Origin of the sequence: Pseudarthrobacter niigatensis (genome assembly GCF_030812615.1) — a bacterium.
Lineage (GTDB): Bacteria > Actinomycetota > Actinomycetes > Actinomycetales > Micrococcaceae > Arthrobacter > Arthrobacter niigatensis.
Map to the genome: position 1 here is coordinate 86,934 of NZ_JAUSTB010000005.1, position 18,877 is coordinate 105,810.

16 protein-coding genes and 1 pseudogene are annotated in these 18,877 nt (G+C 57.1%); 6 read left to right on the forward strand and 11 right to left on the reverse strand.

Annotated elements, in window-relative coordinates; all coding sequences use genetic code 11:
- Position 1: 1 nt before the first annotated feature.
- Genes J2T23_RS09240 through J2T23_RS09250 form a run of 3 tightly spaced genes read left to right on the forward strand, consistent with a single transcriptional unit; the run spans position 2 to position 2,924 of the window.
- On the forward strand, positions 2-964 hold the full coding sequence (locus J2T23_RS09240) for an amino acid ABC transporter permease (RefSeq protein ID WP_307359276.1): 963 nt from the start codon (positions 2-4) through the stop codon (positions 962-964).
- Positions 961-1,725, forward strand: a complete 765-nt coding sequence (locus tag J2T23_RS09245; protein WP_307359278.1) for an amino acid ABC transporter ATP-binding protein — start codon at positions 961-963, stop codon at positions 1,723-1,725. The genes J2T23_RS09240 and J2T23_RS09245 overlap by 4 nt, the downstream gene beginning before the upstream one ends.
- 23 nt (positions 1,726-1,748) lie before the next feature.
- Positions 1,749-2,924: an alpha-hydroxy acid oxidase gene (locus J2T23_RS09250; protein WP_307359280.1), complete on the forward strand. Its 1,176-nt coding sequence runs from the start codon at positions 1,749-1,751 to the stop codon at positions 2,922-2,924.
- A gap of 291 nt (positions 2,925-3,215) precedes the next feature.
- Here the strand turns inward: J2T23_RS09250 and J2T23_RS09255 are convergent, their stop codons facing one another.
- Positions 3,216-3,422, reverse strand: a complete 207-nt coding sequence (locus tag J2T23_RS09255; protein WP_307359282.1) for a hypothetical protein — start codon at positions 3,420-3,422, stop codon at positions 3,216-3,218.
- Positions 3,423-3,536: 114 nt separating this feature from the next.
- Here J2T23_RS09255 and J2T23_RS09260 point away from each other — a divergent pair, with 114 nt between their 5' ends.
- Positions 3,537-3,719, forward strand: a complete 183-nt coding sequence (locus J2T23_RS09260) for a hypothetical protein (protein ID WP_307359284.1) — start codon at positions 3,537-3,539, stop codon at positions 3,717-3,719.
- A 423-nt stretch (positions 3,720-4,142) separates the two neighbouring features.
- On the opposite strand, the gene J2T23_RS09265 is transcribed toward J2T23_RS09260, so the two are convergent.
- From J2T23_RS09265 to J2T23_RS09275, 3 genes are all read right to left on the reverse strand, one after another.
- A complete protein-coding gene (locus J2T23_RS09265; protein WP_307359286.1) occupies positions 4,143-5,186 on the reverse strand; it encodes an acyltransferase family protein in 1,044 nt (347 codons plus the stop codon).
- Positions 5,187-5,295: 109 nt separating this feature from the next.
- Positions 5,296-6,549: a MinD/ParA family ATP-binding protein gene (locus tag J2T23_RS09270; protein WP_307359288.1), complete on the reverse strand. Its 1,254-nt coding sequence runs from the start codon at positions 6,547-6,549 to the stop codon at positions 5,296-5,298.
- A 703-nt stretch (positions 6,550-7,252) separates the two neighbouring features.
- Complete coding sequence (locus J2T23_RS09275; RefSeq protein WP_307359290.1) at positions 7,253-8,080, reverse strand: MBL fold metallo-hydrolase; 828 nt, start codon at positions 8,078-8,080, stop codon at positions 7,253-7,255.
- Between the two features lie 433 nt (positions 8,081-8,513).
- Between J2T23_RS09275 and J2T23_RS09280 the strand changes: the two genes are divergently transcribed.
- Positions 8,514-10,028, forward strand: coding sequence for a tyrosine-protein kinase domain-containing protein (locus J2T23_RS09280; protein ID WP_307359293.1), 1,515 nt, complete (start codon positions 8,514-8,516; stop codon positions 10,026-10,028).
- A gap of 418 nt (positions 10,029-10,446) precedes the next feature.
- Positions 10,447-11,703: a nucleotide sugar dehydrogenase gene (locus tag J2T23_RS09285; protein WP_307359296.1), complete on the forward strand. Its 1,257-nt coding sequence runs from the start codon at positions 10,447-10,449 to the stop codon at positions 11,701-11,703.
- 368 nt (positions 11,704-12,071) lie between these two features.
- On the opposite strand, the pseudogene J2T23_RS19925 reads toward J2T23_RS09285, so the two are convergent.
- The 7 genes and pseudogenes from J2T23_RS19925 to J2T23_RS09315 all read right to left on the reverse strand — a co-directional run.
- Positions 12,072-12,338, reverse strand: a pseudogene (locus J2T23_RS19925) (ATP-binding protein); the annotation flags it as partial.
- 37 nt (positions 12,339-12,375) lie between these two features.
- Positions 12,376-13,254 (reverse strand): glycosyltransferase family 4 protein, encoded by an 879-nt coding sequence (locus tag J2T23_RS09290; protein ID WP_307359299.1) that lies wholly within the window; start codon positions 13,252-13,254, stop codon positions 12,376-12,378.
- A 342-nt stretch (positions 13,255-13,596) separates the two neighbouring features.
- Positions 13,597-14,778 carry an oligosaccharide flippase family protein gene (locus J2T23_RS09295; RefSeq protein ID WP_307359301.1) on the reverse strand — a complete coding sequence of 394 codons (1,182 nt, stop codon included), beginning with the start codon at positions 14,776-14,778 and terminating at the stop codon, positions 13,597-13,599.
- 58 nt (positions 14,779-14,836) lie between these two features.
- Complete coding sequence (locus tag J2T23_RS09300; RefSeq protein ID WP_307359304.1) at positions 14,837-15,781, reverse strand: glycosyltransferase family 2 protein; 945 nt, start codon at positions 15,779-15,781, stop codon at positions 14,837-14,839.
- 112 nt (positions 15,782-15,893) lie between these two features.
- The gene (locus tag J2T23_RS09305; protein ID WP_307359305.1) at positions 15,894-16,985 is read right to left on the reverse strand and encodes a glycosyltransferase family 4 protein; all 1,092 of its coding nucleotides are present in this window, start codon (positions 16,983-16,985) and stop codon (positions 15,894-15,896) included.
- A 5-nt stretch (positions 16,986-16,990) separates the two neighbouring features.
- Complete coding sequence (locus tag J2T23_RS09310; RefSeq protein ID WP_307359731.1) at positions 16,991-17,572, reverse strand: acyltransferase; 582 nt, start codon at positions 17,570-17,572, stop codon at positions 16,991-16,993.
- 167 nt (positions 17,573-17,739) lie between these two features.
- Entirely contained in the window at positions 17,740-18,876 is a 1,137-nt protein-coding gene (locus J2T23_RS09315) for a DUF1972 domain-containing protein (protein ID WP_307359307.1), read from the reverse strand.
- Position 18,877 lies beyond the last annotated feature (1 nt).

The following is an 18,877-nucleotide window of genomic DNA, read 5'->3' on the forward strand; positions in this document are numbered from 1 at the left end:
CATGGCCAACACAGCCACGGAACCAGACGCCAAGGCACCGCCCGGCGACGGACTGGACCGGCAGCTTCTGATGGGCCGTCCGCACCAGCGCCACGGAGGCTTGTGGCTCACGGCCGCCATCGTCCTCTTCGCGATCTTCCTGGTCGGCTACTCCCTGGTCACCAACCCGCGCTTCGAGTGGAACGTGGTCTTCGGCTGGTTCACCTCGGAAAGGCTGTTCACAGGTCTCCTGCGCACGCTGGGACTGACGGCCATCTCCATGGCCGTGGGAATCGTCGTCGGCGTCCTCCTGGCGCTGGCCCGGCTCGCCCCGAACGCCATCGTGGCAGGGACCGCCGCGTTCCTGGTCTGGCTCTTCCGCGGGGTTCCGGTCTTCGTCCAGCTCCTCTTCTGGGGCTTTATCGCCGCCATCTACCCGCGGATTGCGGTGGGCGTGCCGTTCGGGCCCGAGTTCTTCTCCGTGGATGCCAACGTGCTGATCACCCCGTTCATGGCGGCAATCCTCGGGCTGGGCCTGAATGAGGGCGCATACATGTCCGAGATCGTCCGGGCAGGCCTGTTGAGCGTGCATCGCGGGCAGACGGAAGCGGCCACGGCCCTGGGCATGCGGCGGTTCGCCATCCTGTCCCGGGTAGTGCTGCCCCAGGCCATGAAGATCATCATCCCGCCAACGGGCAACCAGACCATCTCCATGCTGAAGACCACCTCCCTGGTGAGCGTCCTGGCCTTCCCCGAGCTGCTCTACTCCGCGCAGCTGGTCTACAGCGCCAACTTCAAAACCATTCCGCTGCTCATCGCCGCCAGCATGTGGTACCTGCTGGTCACCAGCATTTTGAGCCTGGGACAGTACTTCATTGAGCGGCACTTCAACCGGGGCGGCATCACCTCGGGACGCAGCACCCGGCGCACCCGCAAAGCCAAAGCAGTGAACTCCCGCACCGCACCCCAGGAGGTCCAGCCATGACCGAGGTAATGATCGAGGCCCAGGGCGTCACCAAGAGCTTCGGGGACCTCGAAGTCCTCAAGGGCATCGACCTCACCATCCCCAAGGGCAGCGTCACCTGCATCATCGGGCCGTCCGGGTCCGGCAAATCCACGTTCCTGCGCTGCATCAACCAGTTGGAAACGCTCGACGGCGGGTACATCCTTGTGGAGGGACAGCCGGTTGGGGTGAAGGTCAGGAAAGGCCGGCTGCACGCGCAGAACAATGCTGAGGCGGCGAAGATGCGCGAGAACATCGGCATGGTGTTCCAGAGCTTCAACCTCTTTCCCCACATGACGGTGCTGGAGAACATCTGCGAGGCACCGGTCAGGGTGAAGAAGGAGAGCCGGAAGGCCGTCCAGGACCGGGCAAAGATTCTCCTGGAGCGGGTGGGCCTGTCAGAGAAAGCGCACTCCTACCCGGCGTCCCTCTCCGGCGGCCAGCAGCAGCGCGTGGCCATCGCCAGGGCCCTGGCCATGGAGCCGCGGCTGATGCTGTTCGACGAACCCACATCGGCCCTGGACCCGGAGCTGGTGGGCGAAGTGCTGGACGTGATGCGCAAGCTCGCAGATGCCGGGATGACCATGATCGTGGTCACCCACGAGATCGGCTTCGCCCGGGAAGTGGGCGACCACCTCATCTTCATGGACGGCGGCGGCATCGTGGAGCAGGGCGAACCCCGGACCGTCCTGCGCGAACCACGGCATGAACGCACCAAACAGTTCCTGGCGAAAGTAATTTAGCCCTTCACATTGGAGCAGGACCCTTGAGAAACAAATGGATTGTCAGCATCGATGACTACCGCAAGGCTTCCCGGAAGCAGCTTCCGAAGATGATTTCGGATTACTTGGAGGGCGGCGCGCTGGACGAGACCACCATGCGCGCCAACGAGGACCGGTTCGATGCCCTGATGCTTCGCCAGCGGTCAATGGTGGACCTTCGGGGCCTGAACACGTCCACCACCGTGCTGGGCCATTCCCTGGCGATGCCGCTGATGGTGGCACCGATGGGAATGCTCACCATCTTCCACCCGGGTTCGGATCCAGCCGTGGCCCGGGCCGCGGTCCGGGCAGGGTCCATCTTCATCCACAGTGCCTGGGCCGGCTGCTCTCTGGAGGAGGTGGCCAAGGTGGCGCCGGACAACCTGTGGGCGCAGATCGCGTTCTGGAAGGACCCGGCGGAGACGGCCAGCTACATCAGCCGGGCACGGGCCGTGGGCGTGGAGACGCTGGTGGTGGCGGGCGACGTCGGGTCCTCCAGCAAGCGCGAACGGGACCTTCACCACGGGCTGTCCATGCCGCCGCGCCCGCCGGTGGCGGACTACTTCAACGCCGCCACCCGCCCGTCCTGGCTGTGGCGCTGGCTCACCGGCCGGAAGATGACCTACGGGAACTACCAGATCAACGGCCGGCCGCTGCGCATGGATGAGATGAACAACTGGATGGCATCCAACAAGAACCCGGGCGCCAACTGGGAGGACTTCGCCAGGCTCCGTTCCGAGTGGAAGGGGAACCTGGTGATCAAGGGCATCATGGACGCCGAGGACGCGGCCCGGGCCGTGGAGGAAGGCGCGGACGGCATCTTCGTCTCCAACCACGGCGGCCGGCAGTTCGACTCCCAGCCCGCCACCATCGACGTCCTGCCGTCCATCGTGGACGCGGTGGGCGGCCGTGCGGAGATCTACCTCGACGGCGGCATCCGCCGCGGGCACGACATCGTCAAGGCCGTGGCACTGGGAGCCAAGGCGGCACTCGCGGGACGGCCGTTCGCGTACGCCCTTGCCACCGGCGGGGAGCCGGCGGTGGACCGGGTGTTCGGGATCCTGCAGGAAGAGTTCAAGGGCGCCATGGGCTTCGTGGGGAAGTCCTCGGTTGCGGACCTGGACAGCAGCATCTTCGCGGGGCAGGCACAGTCGGCGCCTACTGAGAGTGTGCTGATTTAGTCCCCGCTGCACGGAAAGTGCCCGCCCCGTTCATTCGGCGGCGGGCAATTTTCGTGTGGTGCGTTTGGAGTACGACGGCGGCCGGGCAACTGCTGATGACGAACACGCTAGCCACTGACTCGCAGAGTATTTTTCGCTAATTCAGGTCCGGCCCGCGTCTGGCAATATGCGCAGCGCTAACGGGCTCGAGCATCGAAAAGGAACATACGCAGCAAGAGCAGACCCGCGCGTCGAGGGTGATGGTGGGCGTCGCTACACAGAGGCACTAACCGAAGGCCCCGGCTAGCAGCATCAATTGATGAGGTAGAGGTCCTCCGGCGTGGCCGAAGCAGCGGGTGTCTTTACGAATGGCAGGGCGCTCACCACGGCTTTAATACCAATCGCTGGCAGCAACACCGCCGCAGCGGTCACTGACAGCGCGGTGAATCCAACCAACTCCAGCGTTTCTCTTTTAGGCAAACGACGCCGGCGGCGTCCACCGTCTAGGAGTTCCATCATGATGCGAGGGTAGGACCCGTCAGAGGTGATTTCACCGGTATCAGCTACCTGACTTTGGAACCCTGCGCTACTTGCCAGCCCGGGCGTTACCGTGAATGGTGGGAAGGCAGTCCGGTGGAGGGGCTTGGCGCAGAGCACACGCGGCTGAGCCAGAAATCACATGTGTCGCTTCCTGCCAATTATCTGATCGGCATGGTGAGCCACTCCAGCGGTGCAACGATTCCCGGCAAACGGCTCGTGATCAAGCGTGACGCGACCGGACGAATTGATGACATCACTATTGAGGACGTGGCGTAATGGCACTTTAGCCCGTTCATCCTTCGCACCAAATTCTTGTGACAGTTGGATGACCAGGTAGTCAAGAGGAGATCTCTGGTTTTCCAGAATCTTCTTCACCGCCGCCCTTACTCCCGCCGGGCTCTTGTTAGTAAGCGACCTCTCATGGACCTTTTCAAGATCATCCAATTGGCTCGTTGACGCATCAAGAAGTTCTCGTGCATCGTCCAGACGTGTCGTAGTCCCCCACCTAGTTCCCGGTTCCGGTGCATACCACCATATGGGCTGCCCCGATAGTGGTACCGGCCAAATAAGGCCGGCAATGGGACAGCGAAAAGCCCCACCGATCGGTCAGGTCTCAAACTGGAGAATCAGGCAGGGCTCTTCGCGGATCCCTGTGCATGCATCGACTGCGGTCAGCTAAATCCGGCGATCAGGGTGCCATTAGCTGGAGTGCCTAGCGCCCACAAGATGCCTACCCCTGCTCCAGGACTGGAACCACTGCGGGTTATTGAACAGAAAGGATGACGCCGCCACACGGTGAAGTCCCAGCCCAAGGAGCACCGCAACCACTGCTATGAACCACGGCGTTGCCGCCTCAAAGTGACCGGTGATTTCAAGGTCGAGTAGCTCTATGGCGCAGGCCATCAGCACGACGAAGAAAGTGTGCGAGACATACACAGGCAATGTCAGCGTGCCCAGCCGACGGAGGGGTTGCACATGCTGCAGAACCACAGCAGCCAGCAGCCCACCGACCGCGCCAAGAATCTGGATGACGAAAAGGCGGCCAAAGAATCCGCCGGACGCCTCTAGTAGACGGTTGACGACCAGCCACGCCGTAAAACCGGCAAGCCCAGCGATCCAGGACACCCGGGAGACGGCGGCGATCACCTGGCCCTTTAGCAGTATCCCGGCCATGAAAAACACGAAGTACATCGGGAACGCGCCAAGCCCGGGGCCCAGTAGGCGCAGCATGTTTTCGCCAAGTGCGGGCTGGGCAATGGCGGACCATCCCAGTGATAGGCCAGCGGAAGCGACCAGAATTACCCAAGCAGGCACCTTCTGGAGCAGTTTTGCCCCCACGAAGAAGACAACCAGGGCCCACAGAAACCACAACTCGGCGTTGGGCCGCACTGGAGACGCGACCATGCGCACCAGATGGGCCATCAAACTTGAGTCCTCTTGGCCGGGCAGCATAAGCCCTGCCAAGTATTTGTAGGCGAACATCACCGGCTGCCAGAGCAGGAAAACCCACACCAGAAGGGCAAGCTTGCCGTTCACAAGGGCCTTCCAGGGGACAGCAATCCACTTCCCGGCGAACAGCCCGGACATCAAGAAGAACAGGGGCATTCTGACACCCACTGCCGCCCCGTTGAAGGCCTCAATAAGTGGCGTCGGCTCAACGCCGACATAGCCTGTCCAGTCAGTGGCATGGACCATAACGACTAGAAAGATTGAGATGCCCTTCGCGGCATCGACCCACCCCACACGAGAGCTAATGCTTGTCCCCAATGTTCCCCCAAGGAATGTTCATGATTGCGCCTTATTCTACCGGGCAGTTAAATCCGGTTATGCACCAGGCAGGCACCGTGGACGGCTACCGGTACCCGTCCACGATTGCAGCGGCGATCTTTTTATACGCACGCCGCGTCTCCGGCTTCAGCACATCCAGGGTCACCAAGTCACCGTCGGCAACGCCCCGGTCGTGTGGCACCGCAATCAGTTCACGGCAGATCCCGGCCAGGTGCTCTTCGATAGCGTCCTTGTCCACGCGGGAGGACACCTCGTCCTTATCCGTAATCACCACAATGGCATTGCGGGCCAGATCCGCGTAGCCGTGGCTGGCCAGCCAGTGCAGGGTACTGCGGGCGCGTTTGGCGCCGGACACCGCATAGCCGGCAGCGATGACCAAGTTGTCCGCCGACTGCAGGATCCCGCTCATCGCGTTGTGGGTTACGCCGGTGCCGCAGTCCGTCAGCGCCACAGAGTAGTAGCTGGAGATGAGACTCCGAATCCGCAGATATTCCTCTGCCGTCAGTGAGTCCGAGACCTCCGGGTCCTGCTCCCCCGCTATGAGGTGCAGCCGGCCGGCGTGATGCATGTACCGGGCCAGGGCTGTGAGCGAGTCGATGGACTCGATGTTTGCCAGCAGGTCGGAAATGGTCCGCGGGGAAGACTGCTGGTAGATACCCTCACCCAGGGCCCGCTCCACCAGGTCACCGGAGTCCGGGTTGGCGTCTATGGCGCAGGGCGCATCCCCACGGTATTCGGCCAGGGTCAGGCCCACGCCCACCGTGGTGGAGGTCTTGCCGATGCCGCCCTTGAGGCTCAGGATCGCCGTGTTGTAGCTGCCTTGGAGCTGGCGCGAGATGCGGCGGGCCAGCTCGTCCTCATGGCGCTGCCTGGGGCCGGGCCCCAGGTTCCAGGCGCCGCCGGTTAAATTGTAGAGAGCGCCGCGGATACCGCCAGTGGGGCGCGGCTTTTGCTCTTTCACGAACAGGCCGGGCGAACTGATGAAGTCCGGCAAGGGACTCTCAGCGATGGCGTCAGCTACGGTGGGCCGGCTGCGGCGGAAGGCCGGTGTCCCGGTTGGCGCGTCCGGCGCCGGGCCGGGAGCTCGGGCGACTGCCTCATCGGGCGCGGAAACTGGCGGCAAGGGCGCGGCGGGGATGGGACCCGGCAACGACTGAGCCGGCGCTGGCGCCGCAGCACTATGAGGGGTAGCAACTGACGGTGCACGGGACGGCTTGATGGCGTCGGCGGCGGCCGCTGCTTCTGCCCAGGAAGATCGGCCTGCCGCCGGCTTTCCGGCGTCGTTGGAACTGGACGTTTCGGGGGTTACGGCTGGCATGGTTCCTGTCCAGGCGCCCTGCTCCGAGCCGTCGGCACGACGAAGTTCGCGGCGTCGGCGCGGTTGCGGCTGCCCTGCATCGTGTGCTTGGGCGCCTGGGTTCTGATCCGACGGATTTGGCATGTCTGTCCCCCGGACGTTTTCGGCAAATGGTTTGCGGCTACTTCAGTCAGCAAGTCTAGGCGGTCCGGTGCGCGGCGCCTGCCACCGTCCTCTGCTCAGTGGCGAATGAGCGCAACGCAAACCACAGTTGCGGTGAGCATCAAAAGAACGGTAAGGACTGTGAAGCCCACCCACCTGGGAAGGCCCTTATAAGGGTTGATATCAACGTAAGGCATGTTCAGCGCCGACTGTCGCGGGGCGCCTGGCTCACTGAGATTCGGAATACGCGCCGCTTGAGCCGCACCATCTGGTAAAAAACAAAAAACGGTACCAGTAGTGTGCCCGATAGAACGCAAAGCGCTAGAACATAGTCAGACAAAGCCACAGTAATCTCCATCGGTCATAAGCTTCCTTACTGCTTACGACCTAAGCATGTGACAGATCGATTGACAAGTCACGTCATGATGACGTTACAGACTAAGGTAGCGCCTAGTGCCGAGACTCTGCTCACAAGCATTCATGCAAACAGGCCTCCTCCTCGTGCCCAAACTCGAAGCGAAACCAACGTTATGAGTGTGAGATGCGGAGCAAAAATTCATCGCTACCGGATTTCCTGCGGATTCCGCCCGGTCTCCTGAAGACGCTTGATGAACCAACGCGACTGCTCCGGGCCGTAGGGCAGCACGGGGATGGCTTTTGTAGCGTCGTTTGGGGTATCGCGGATCGACTGTCGGGCCTGGCGCAGAGCGGTTGTCATAGTGTCGGCCATTGTCTTTACGAATTGGTCGCTACACGGCTTTCCGTGTCCTGGTATCAGGAACTCATAGCGGTGGCGCAGCGCGGAAATGTGCCGGAGCACGTCAGCCCATTCCTCGGGATATGAGTTCTCGAAGGAGGGGTGGGCTCCCTGTTCGACCAGATCGCCGACGTAGAGGGTGGTTGGCGTTCCAACTAAAAGATCCCCATCCGTGTGACCGCGACCCAGGTAGAACAACGTTGCGATAGTGCCACCGAGGTCAACAAGGACAGGCTGATCCCTGACGATGGCGTTGGGAACCACAAGCTCAACGTTTTCACCGATCCCAGCGGACATTTGAGGCTCAAGCACTCGCACATGCCGGCGCTGCAGGTCGCCGCGCTGACCGATAGGGTTGGCACAGTTTTCATGGGCCCAAAATTCAGTGACACCGGCTTCAGCGAAAACGGCGTTCCCAAAGAAATGATCGAAGTGGGCGTGGGTATTGACGACAACCAGCGGCAGGGCAGTCTTCTCCCTCACCTCATCCAGGATCTCGCGCCCCTGGCGTGGCCCACAGCCGGTGTCGACCACCATCGCACGATCAGCACCGACTATAAGGCCTGTATTTAGAAGCGAGGCCTCTGTGGTCAATACGTAGTTGTTCGCGCCGACTTCCAGCCATTCCGCCATTGTCTTTCGGTTCCTTCGCAGAGCATTGTGCCTTCATCTTGGTCCCAGATTGTACTCCCAGCTTTAGAGGCTCTGGAGCCGAAGCGCAGACACGGCGGCTGTTGCTACCGGGCCCTTCTTGACAAGGACGTGCATACCTAGACTGCCGCGTCGATCGGTCGGGGCCATTCACCCAACTTCTGAAGAGCAAAACCCTTCCCGTCGCAAGACTAGACAGTCGGCCGCCCGTCCCCGGTCAGCGAGTTCGATGCCCCGAGCGTGGCCACGCGACTCAGTGCGCTATTGACACATGAGTGTGCTCCAGCGACCCAAACCTCGGCGACGATGAAATCGACATTTATCGCCGGGTACTATGGACGAGACCGCACGACTGATGCTGTTCTGGGGAGGGCTATTGCGCTGCCTCCGGCAATGTATATAGGGGGACCCTGGCTTGGACCTACGCGACTATCTACGCGTTTTGCGCCGCAACTGGATGGCTATTGTGGCCCTTACGCTTATCGGCATACTATGCGGCGGCCTAGCCTCCGCCTTGGCAAAGCCGACATACACCGCTGAGACTCAACTTTTTGTTGCCATTCAAAGTTCGGGTTCTGTTCAGGAACTTCAACAAGGTAATAACTTCAGTCAGGCTCGTGTGCAGTCCTATGTAAAAACAGTAGCTAGCCCCGTGGTTCTACAACCGGCGATTGATAGCCTGGGTCTCACCCAATCCGCCGAAGAACTCGCTAAGAACGTTGAGGCAAGCACTGATCTAAACACTGTTCTGATCAACATCAAGGTCTCAGACGGATCCCCAGTTCAAGCGGCAGCGATTGCTCAAGCAGTATCTAACAGCTTGGTCAACGCTGTGGAAACGCTGGAAAAGCCGGCTGCGGGAGGAACCTCTCCCGTGCGCCTTTCCGTGATCAAGCCCGCCGCCGCCCCGACTTCCCCCGCTACGCCGAATACACGCCTGAACTTAATTTTGGGACTTGTCATTGGTCTTACTGCTGGGCTTGCAGCCGCCGTTCTCCGCACCACACTTGATAACCGTATTCGGGGAGAGGCGGACCTGCGACGGGTTACCGATGCACCGCTTCTGGGAGGGATCGCCTTTGACCCCGATGCAAACAAGAAGCCCCTACTAACACAGGTTCCGACACAGAGCTCCAGGGCAGAATCATTCCGGCAGCTTCGTACTAATCTTCAATTCGCAAACGTATCTCGGCACGCTAAGACCGTTCTTGTTACTTCATCCCTGCCTGGTGAAGGAAAGAGCACAACTGCAACCAACCTAGCTATCGCTTTGACTCAGGCTGGACAATCCGTGTGCCTAATTGACGCTGACCTTCGTCGTCCAATGGTCAATCAGTATTTGGGCCTAGAGCGGAATGCTGGTCTAACCACTGCGCTGGTGGGTTCTGCAGACGTTGAGGATCTGTTGGAACCGTGGGGTGAAGATAACTTGTTCGTTCTGACATCGGGTGAAATTCCACCAAACCCCAGTGAACTTCTCGGTTCGGAAGCGATGAAGCAATTGCTCGAAAGACTCGAAAGTACTTTTGACACGGTCGTCATCGACGCTCCGCCACTTCTACCAGTGACAGATGCAGCCGTGCTCGCCCAGTATGTCGGTGGCGTTGTCGTTGTTGTGGGTTCCAAAAAACTGCGCCATCAGGACCTCGAGAAGACGATCACTTCTCTGCAGATGGTGGGCGCCAAGATTCTTGGAGTTGTGATGAATCGGCTTCCAGTGAAGGGTCCGGATGCATACTCCTACAGCTACTACGGCCACAGTGAAAGCCCGGCAGAAAATCCAGCAATAAACGGTGGCAGAAAGCGAAAATCCGCAACTGACGGTAGCAGGCGTTCTTGGGAGAGCCTGGCCTTTGACGAAGCAAGTACCGTTGTTTCCGACAGCCGTCAGCCTAGCCGCTTTCCAGGTTTGCCAGTTGATGGTCCTTAGTCGTTGGACCAGCAGCTCCTAAGGCCCGCGGAACCCTCTTCGGCAGCCGTGTGAACAGACTTTCAAAGCTGAGCCTTCCAGAGTTTTCCCTTCCACCGGCAGGCGACCACGAAGTTTGGACCAACTCAAAGCCGCGGTACACCTGCAAATATCCTTTGAACCCCCGCCGGGCAATACGAAGTACCACTGCGGATCTGAAAGGACCCTTGGCGTGATTCGACCAGGCGATCTCGACCTTTCTCATGATGCGAAATTCTGCGTTTTTGGCACTGTCACCTGAACTCGGGCAATAGCCTCACTTACTGTCAGAGACCTGGGAGGCGGCCTTAGAGTAGATAGCCCAAAGATGGGAAATCCCATAATCCTCCCTGCATTTAAGCGCTTCTAATTCGAATTTTTTAGTACGAATGGATATAAAATGAAAAACCTCGTTGTGATCGGACAAGGATATGTTGGCCTCCCCCTTGCCCAGGGTGCCGTCCGAGCAGGTATGAACGTTATCGGGCTGGATCTGAGTTCAAGCATCGTCGACAATCTCAATGCCGGTCAGTCCCACATCGATGATCTGCCTCATGACGAGATTAGCGAAATGCTGGAGGCTGGCTATCGGGCTTCTACAGATCCCACTGTGATTCGTGACGCTGAAGTAGTCGTGATATGCGTGCCAACGCCGTTGGGGGAGGCCGGCAGCCCAGATTTAAAAGCTGTGATTGCAGCCACAGAGTCAATCGCTAAGTTCATGACAACCGGAACGCTGGTGGTACTCGAATCGACGACTTACCCTGGCACCACTCAAGAGCTCTGCCAGCCAATTCTTGAAGGTAGCACGAGACACGTAGACGAGGACTTTTATCTTGCTTTCTCGCCCGAACGGATAGATCCTGGGAACAAGAAATTTGGGCTAAAGAATACCCCGAAAGTTGTCGGCGGTGTCTCAATAAAGTCGACGGAAGCTGCGGTGGAGTTCTACAGCAAGTTTGTGGACACCGTGGTCCCTACGAAAAGCGCCCGCGAAGCAGAAACGGCAAAGCTTCTCGAAAACACCTATCGCCATATTAATATTGCATTAGTTAACGAAATGTCAAAGTTCTGTCATGAGTTGAATATCGATCTGTGGGATGTAATCGCTGCTGCTAAGTCAAAGCCCTTTGGGTTTCAGGCCTTCTACCCCGGCCCGGGTGTCGGCGGCCACTGTATTCCGATCGACCCAAATTACCTAAGCTACCAAGTGCGTCGAGCGCTCGGGTACCCCTTCCGGTTTGTCGAGCTGGCTGAGGAAATCAATAACTCGATGCCGCGCTACGTAGGAGATCGGGTCCAGTCCCTTTTGAATGATGCCGGCAAGCCCCTCAAGGGCTCCAAAGTCCTGCTTCTTGGTGTTACCTACAAGGCCAACATCTCGGACCAAAGAGAGTCTCCGGCTGTAGATGTTGCAGAAGTGCTCCTTCAGCGAGGAGCCGAAATCCTCTTTCACGATCCAATGGTCCAAACATGGTCTGTCTCCGGGACCTCGTACGAGGTCGCGGATGATATCCACGCAGCAGTACTGGATGCTGACGTCGTAGTTCTTCTCCAAAACCATGACTTTTATGATGTCGACGTCCTGAGCGAAAAGGCTGAGATATTTTTTGACACACGAGGTGCTTCGTCGACGGCTTCAGCCCACCGGCTTTAGGACGTGTGAGGAGTGGCCTAGCAAGTCGCTCATGAGTTTGGAGAGACTCAACGCAGGACTTCTGGCGTGGAGCCCTCAGCTTACCGACGGCGGCCCGGTGGCCGGCACGATCAACAATAGCCTCGACGACCACTTGTCGGTCGATGATAAAGGCAGGCTCGTGCCGGCACCTCACTGCCTGGGGTCCGAGGTGGGCGACCGCTGCGAAGGAGAACTAGGTGTGCAAGATGCGCGATGCAACCTTGTCAGGCACAAATCACCATGTCATGAGAATTCGAGTCCTCGAGTACAGAGCAGTGAGTGGAGCTCAATCGGCAGCGACGAAATAGAGTCCGCCAGCGCCATATCCCTCGGTCCCCAGCGGGCTTGATTGTTGCCGCTGTGTCGTATCGCCGCTCGAGCAGTTCCAGCAGCATGCTGCGCATGCTCTCGAAAAGCTATTGGTCGATCACAAGCAGGGTCTAGTCCGCGTACTGCATCAGGAACTTCGTTGCCCCCAAGGTTTGTCCTTCGCCAGCGCCCAAGCTTCCTCAAGGTTGCGCATGCCGACGTAATGGGCCCGGATGCGGTACCGGCAGGCCGACTTGGCCAAGGTGCACCCCCACATACGACTTCCTGGACCCGGTGAATCCCTCGCTCCCAGAAGGTATAAGGGGATATATCCGATTGGCCTTATCCACGGGGAATACTAAGGGAAACCGATCGGTTGAAAGCCTGCTCGGAAAAACTCTCTCTCAGCACATTGAAAGCTCTCACACTCGCCCTTTCAAGTTCCTCCGGCAACGCCTGGGCTACAGCCTCCACCAGTTCGATCGATGAAGCTGCCACTCTCAGGGCAGCAGCAGCTGGAATTCCCTCCATACCAGACGGAGTGCTGACAACTGGTAGTCCCCTGCTCATCATTGTTAGGGTCTTTAGCTTGACCCCCGCCCCAGCCCAAATTGGTACAACACCAGCAGCAGCATTTTCAAATACTTCGTCGAGCTCCGCCACGAAGCCCAAGTATTCAACGACGTCAAAGCGTTCAAGTATGGCAATTTGCTCAGGTGAGGCCCCAGCACCCACGACACAGAGCTTCATGTTGTGAGACCGCAAGGTGTCTCCGGCCTCCCGAAGTAGGCGAAGCAGACCATCCCAATTCGGTGGATAAGCAAAAGTGCTCATCCAGACAATTTTCCGCGACCCAGCATTGAATGAGCGTGGATTGGTAGATGGGAGTCGAATAGAAGATCTGATGACTGCATCTGCGGTCCGATGAAACGTTCGTTCAAGCCTCAACGACTCCTCTGGTGCTGTCACCCAAACTGCATCGCACAAACGCAGGACACGCCGTTCCCAGACGTAGCTCAGCGCGCTATTGAGTAGGAACTTGAAACGCTGCCTCGGATCCCGCAAGTTAACGACGCTGTTCAGGCAGAAGGCGGTAAAAACGTTAGCCTTATCCCAAACAACATGTTGGTCCGTGAAATGCTTGGCGTAAACTCCCGCAGCTTCGCCTATAAGAACAATCAGGTCATATACTTCCGCCGATTTAGCCAAATAGGATTCCATTTCGCTACTATACGGGCTGAAGAACAAGGGCGGCGTAACGGAACCGATTCCCTTTACGAGTCTGCTCGCGCGACTGGGCAGGTCCGATGCCCGACTAATGCCACTCAGGGCGAAAACCCTTGTTTGCGCCAAAGGGAGCGCACTTCGGAAGCCTTCAATATCAGAAGGCGTCGTGTCCCTGCGCTCAACGGTAAGCGCAGTGAGTCGGCCCTTCGTCGATAGAGCCTGAAGCATCATTAGCACTCGCAAGGCATCCCCATGGTTCTGGGGATATGGGAGAAAAGTCGTGACAGCGAGTATTTTCAAGAGATTCCAGCTAACGTTTGATGCGGACAAATGCGGCTAGGCTAAACTGCGAGATCGAAAAAACAGCAGGCCGCACTTAAGGGTAAACGAGAAACCAACAGCGGCAGCAGCACCGACAACTCCCCACATGATGGCAAAGCTAGGGATGGCAATCAGCATGACTGCTGCTGTAATGACGCCATTGAGGGCCACAAACTTCTCTAGTCCTTGGCCTTGGAGCACGCTTCCGAGTGGAGACGAGAGAGTCACAAAAGGTAAAGCCAACAGAGAGACACCCAGGACAGGCGCAGCCGCCAGGAAATCCGGACCAAAAAGTATTGTCACTATTGGCGCGGCGAAGAAGGTAGTCGGCACAAGCAGTAAAAGCATTGAAAGAAAGGCCAGTGTCAACCTGTTCACGAGGCTACGCGCCTCGACCGCATTTAGGCGAGCCGAGTGCGGCATCAGGATTGCAGTAAGAGTTTGGGGGACCAGTTGCAGCGGATTGACTACTTTAGATGCAGCCGAATAAATGGCCGCACCTGTGATAGAGGTGACAGCCGCAACCAAGGAAGTGTCAATATATCGAGCATGGGCCGAAAGATTGCCAATGAAATAGGGCCAAGATTCCGTGGCAATTCGACGCAGTGAGTGCCGCCCACTTCTTCTAACCTTCAAGCGCCCACGTAGAAGTCTGTCGACATTCAAAACGGACAGAAATACGACAACGAGGTAGGCCGCGGAGTATACAAGAATTGTATCATCGTGAATCCAAACAGCGGTAGCAGTTCCAAGAAATGGGATTAGACGCCTTAATAGAATTGAAAAATTAGGTATTGACTTGTTACCATCCGCAATAAAAACACTCAGCGCGGTTTCAATCTTCTTTTCAAGGGCAAGAGCGCACACAAGAATGACAGTCCATAACGGCACTTGATTGAACAAATAACCGATATAGAACGAAGTCGTCGATATCGCGGCCAAGAGATATGTCGAAATCGCATTTAATCTAAGGCCTGCGGAGACTTGTTCATGCAAATTCAGCGCACGCGACTTTGGGATCAAAGTTGACATGCCTAAATCAAAAAACGTCAAGATGAGAACCGAAACCGATGTCAGTACCGCTAATAGGCCGAAGTCCTCCAAACTCGCTGACCGGGCCAGCAGGACTAGATTGGCGGCTTGCAAGACGCTCGACATACCGCGCGCTAGTAGCATGGCCAAAAATTGCTGCTTCAATCGCTCAGGTTCCTGCCCGAGTTAGGCTCCCAGTGGACACAGAAAGCAGGATGGGTCACTAAATCCCCTCTCCGGGATACTGTCTGCCCAAGTTCCTGCCAAGTGCATATTCGTTGAAGTGTCGCCCGGAGACAGCTTTGAGGTAGCCTCGACCCGTTTGAAGGGTTCGCCAACCTTGAATATTCGAACTAGTTTCAGGCCGGGACAAAGTGATGACGAAAGCCCCCTTCAGAACTCTAAGAACCCCCTCAACAGCCAATCGAAGCGTGGCGCGGCTATTGGATTCAAGCATCAGACGGGCTCGTAACTGTCCATTCCTAAGATCGCGCTGCCTCATCCACTGGGGGGTAGTACGCGCTCGAGGGACCGTTTCTACGACTGACGCCTTAGCAGCCCACACACATCTCCCTCCTTGCCTTCGCAGACGATTGAAAAGTTCGATATCGGATCCTCCGGTAAGCGAGTATTGTTCGCTGAATCGGAGCGCCGCCGAACCATGAAACCAGGTTGCGTCCACAAGCGTGTTTCCTGTGGCTACGTCTTCCACAGGCGAATGGTCGGCCCTGTCGGGCGTGTAGAAATGCGGCACCGCGTTGGCGAGGTGTTCAAATCCATCGGGAAGTTCGAAACGGACGGGCCCCGTTACAACATCGGCGGAAGTCTCCTTCCATGTCGAAACCAGTTGAGAAAGCCAGTGTGGCGGCGCAACCTCGTCATCGTCAATAAAAACCAGTGCTCGGGGTTGGAATACCGCGGCCGCTTCGATGCCGGCATTCCGGGCAGCCGCGATACCCGGTTTCGGTTCGTGCACATAGGTGACCAGGCTCGCAAATTCCTTAGTCGTGGTTTCAGCTGAACCGCTAGGATCGTTGTCTACTACAACCACGTGGAATTTCATGTTCCCGAGATCCTGCTGATGTTCGATGCTGTGAAGTAGTGCCTTCAACATCTCCGGCCTTTGGAAGGTGGCCACAGTTACCACAAGGTCAAAATTTTGTGACATTTAACTAAGCATCTTTCTAAATTGAATATCCGCGATGTCGCGTCATTGCCACATGACAAATTGTGCGAACAATTAAAAACGAACTAAGGTCTAACCGAGCGTGGGCGAAATCCTATTTCTCATTTTCATAACGTTGAAAAATGACGCGGATTCTTTCTGCAAATGCCTGTTGGTTGAACTTTTGAGCGAACAGTGCTCTTGCGTTGTTGCCAGCATTGACCAAATCCTCGGCACTGAGAGTTTCTAGGCAAGCGGTCCATTCCTCGCTGACCCCAGGAGTCAACAGCCAGCCTGTTACCTTATCTTCTACTATTTCCTTCAGGCCCCCAGACCGACTGGCCAGTACCGCCCTGCCGTAGGCGGCGGCTTCGATGGCAATCGTAGGCAACGGGTCGGGATTTACACTCGGAACAAGAACGGCGTCACAGTTAAGCAGGGCCGTCTTTATATCTTCTACATGCCCGCATATCTTCACCGTCTCCCTGTTCGGCATTCTTTCAACAATCGCTCGGACGTCAACAGACTGTCCCACCTCAGGTGGACCGCCGTACACATGTAGTTCCACGTCAGCGCGCTTCAGGTTGGACCACGCCTTTAGTAGAGCCTCGTGCCCCTTCCAAGCGTTCCAACGACTTGCTAAGACGAATCTCAGCTTTTGCCCAGTTACTTGAAGTTCTCCTGTGGGAAGATCAAAGCCGTTGTAAATCACGACGCTGCGACTTCTACTGCCCACGGGCAGGGCATCCCTGACAGCTTCACTTACGCCAATTATCAGTGATGCGAAAATCAAGAAAGGCTGCAGCACAAACTTTGTTATGCCGGAGAGATATTCATGGAGATGTAGAACCACCGGCTTACCGCCCATCCGTCCCAATGGTGCTACAGACGCAAGGGCGGAAGTGTTGATGTAGAGCAAGTCGAAGTCTGCTGATCTAAGATGTTTCGTGACAGTCACCATGCGAGGTAAAAGTTTCAAGATACCTCGGGCATTAAAGTAACTGCGCCTCAGAACGGGAAGATCTATGAACGCTACAGGTATTGACCGGGCCTCTAGTTCTCGCCTGAGACGGTCACCTGGATAACGTATATCTGTCGGTAACCAAACTTCAGCGCAGTAGTGCAGAGGAAGGGCATCGATAATCGCCAAAAGCACCTTATCGGCACCGTAGAGCTCATTAGACGGGTGGACGAACAGGACTTTCATGCTGCTCACCGGGACCCAATGGCGCGCGCAGGGACTCCTGCGACTATTGCCCTGGGAGGAATAGACTTAGTCACTACAGCGCCGGCAGCCACAATTGCGCCCCGACCAACCGTTACACCAGCTGTTATAGTTACGCCGCTTGCGATCCAGCAGTCATCTTCAATGACTATAGGAGACCAAGCAACACCCTGGCTCTTTATGTCGTCGCTGCCCTCAAAGTTGTGATTTTCAGAGAACATCCGAACCCCAGGGCCAAGCATGACGTTCTCGCCTATAGTGATTCCCCCCGAACATCCTACATAACACTGCGGGCCAATACTTGAATTCGCGCCGACGGAAAGCCCAACGCCTATTTCTCGCGAATAGTAGCTACTGGGCCTAATCATGGTTTGCGCACCGATGGAAACCTGATCTCCGAAGCTAATGCCTTCGCGAGATAGTCCCTGGATCTCAGCGCCGTCTTCCACAACGTTATTAGCGCCTAGACGAATGAAGCTTCTGTTTCGAATAGTAACGCGACGTCCGACTAGGGGCACACCGCGGCATTCGGACAGCTGAGGCATCAACAGTACTCCTCGAAGAGCCATGCCTGCGACTTTCCATGCTAGGGAGAGCGAGATTTTTGCCCAGTCCTGTTCCCGCCCAGCGGACCTTGCTCTAGCGCGCTGTTCACTGCCTAATTTTCTGAAGACGTCCAACGAATAAGTCCTTGATAGCGAGAGTTGCCAGTGAGGGTCAAGCCATAATCGCGGCTTTATCGGCTCATTTGCCGTGTATCTGACTTGCTCAGAATTGCATTTTGCGTGATCGACATGAGGGCATCGTTATATGCACCGCACACTAACTCCCAGCTGTAAAAGCTCCGAGCACGTTCGACCGCGCCAGCGCTTAGGGTCGACTGCAGCTCCGGTGAGCCCATCAGTTCACTAACGGAATCCACAATGCTCCCTTCAGTCGGCTGAGCATATGTAGCTGTGTCCGAAAGCACTTCCCGATTGTAAGTCGTATCCCGTGCGACTACAGGGGCTCCACAGGCCATGGCTTGAACCAGAGCCGGATTGGTTCCGCCAACACTGTGGCCGTGGAAATAGGCGCCTGCGTGCTGCCATAACGCGAACAACCGCCTGTCATCACTTATATGCCCAAGCCAATGCACCTTTTCACTCGCCTCGGACAACGCGCGTGCCGCCTCGTCTAGTTCTCCACCGAAGCCGGAGGAGCCGACTATCACGACATCCCAAGCTTTAGCGAGCTCCTTAGCTGCCTCAAAAAACTCGAGGACCGTGTTTTCCGGCACAAAGCGAGCGACCATCAATACGTAGCCTCTGCTGCGTAATCCCTCTTCCACCGGGAGCGACGGCGGCACGTCGCCTCCATAGGGAATGAACTTACTCGATACTCCGTAGCGTTCGCGCCATATGCGCTGTATCTCCACGGCGTCACAGATGAGCAGGTCAGCAAATTTGGCAGTGAAAAAAGCGCCAGCTTTGAAAACCAACTTGGCTGCCTTTCCCCACTTGTCTCTCTCCCACTCGATGCCATCCACATTTACGACAGTTTTAATTCCTCGTAGCCGCAGCAAAGGAAGCCAGAATCCGTTAGCAACATTCATGACCAACGCGACGTCGGGTCTTTTGATCATTGCATTCAGAACGGACGTCAGCCCGTAGGACATCGTGCTAAGGGCGCGGGTATTCAGTCCCAACGTCAGCACGGACCGAATCCTGTGGTCCGCGTGTCCTGGATCGCGCTCAACCGAACCATCTCGTCCGTAGACAGTCACGTCCCACTCAGCATCGGCGAGATACGGTGCCAGACGACGAACTGCCGTTTCAAAGCCTCCGTAATAACTCGGATATCCTCGTGTCCCTATAATCGAGACCTTCTTCATG

Excerpts from the sequence above, each read along its gene's own strand:
- J2T23_RS09240 (WP_307359276.1), top strand. The coding sequence starts at position 2 with ATGGCCAACACAGCCACGGAACCAGACGCCAAGGCACCGCCCGGCGAC.
- J2T23_RS09245 (WP_307359278.1), top strand. The coding sequence starts at position 961 with ATGACCGAGGTAATGATCGAGGCCCAGGGCGTCACCAAGAGCTTCGGG.
- J2T23_RS09255 (WP_307359282.1), bottom strand. The coding sequence starts at position 3,422 with ATGATGGAACTCCTAGACGGTGGACGCCGCCGGCGTCGTTTGCCTAAA.
- J2T23_RS09270 (WP_307359288.1), bottom strand. The coding sequence starts at position 6,549 with ATGCCAGCCGTAACCCCCGAAACGTCCAGTTCCAACGACGCCGGAAAG.
- J2T23_RS09275 (WP_307359290.1), bottom strand. The coding sequence starts at position 8,080 with ATGGCGGAATGGCTGGAAGTCGGCGCGAACAACTACGTATTGACCACA.
- J2T23_RS09285 (WP_307359296.1), top strand. The coding sequence starts at position 10,447 with ATGAAAAACCTCGTTGTGATCGGACAAGGATATGTTGGCCTCCCCCTT.
- J2T23_RS09290 (WP_307359299.1), bottom strand. The coding sequence starts at position 13,254 with ATGGAATCCTATTTGGCTAAATCGGCGGAAGTATATGACCTGATTGTT.
- J2T23_RS09300 (WP_307359304.1), bottom strand. The coding sequence starts at position 15,781 with ATGTCACAAAATTTTGACCTTGTGGTAACTGTGGCCACCTTCCAAAGG.
- J2T23_RS09305 (WP_307359305.1), bottom strand. The coding sequence starts at position 16,985 with ATGAAAGTCCTGTTCGTCCACCCGTCTAATGAGCTCTACGGTGCCGAT.
- J2T23_RS09310 (WP_307359731.1), bottom strand. The coding sequence starts at position 17,572 with ATGGCTCTTCGAGGAGTACTGTTGATGCCTCAGCTGTCCGAATGCCGC.
- J2T23_RS09315 (WP_307359307.1), bottom strand. The coding sequence starts at position 18,876 with ATGAAGAAGGTCTCGATTATAGGGACACGAGGATATCCGAGTTATTAC.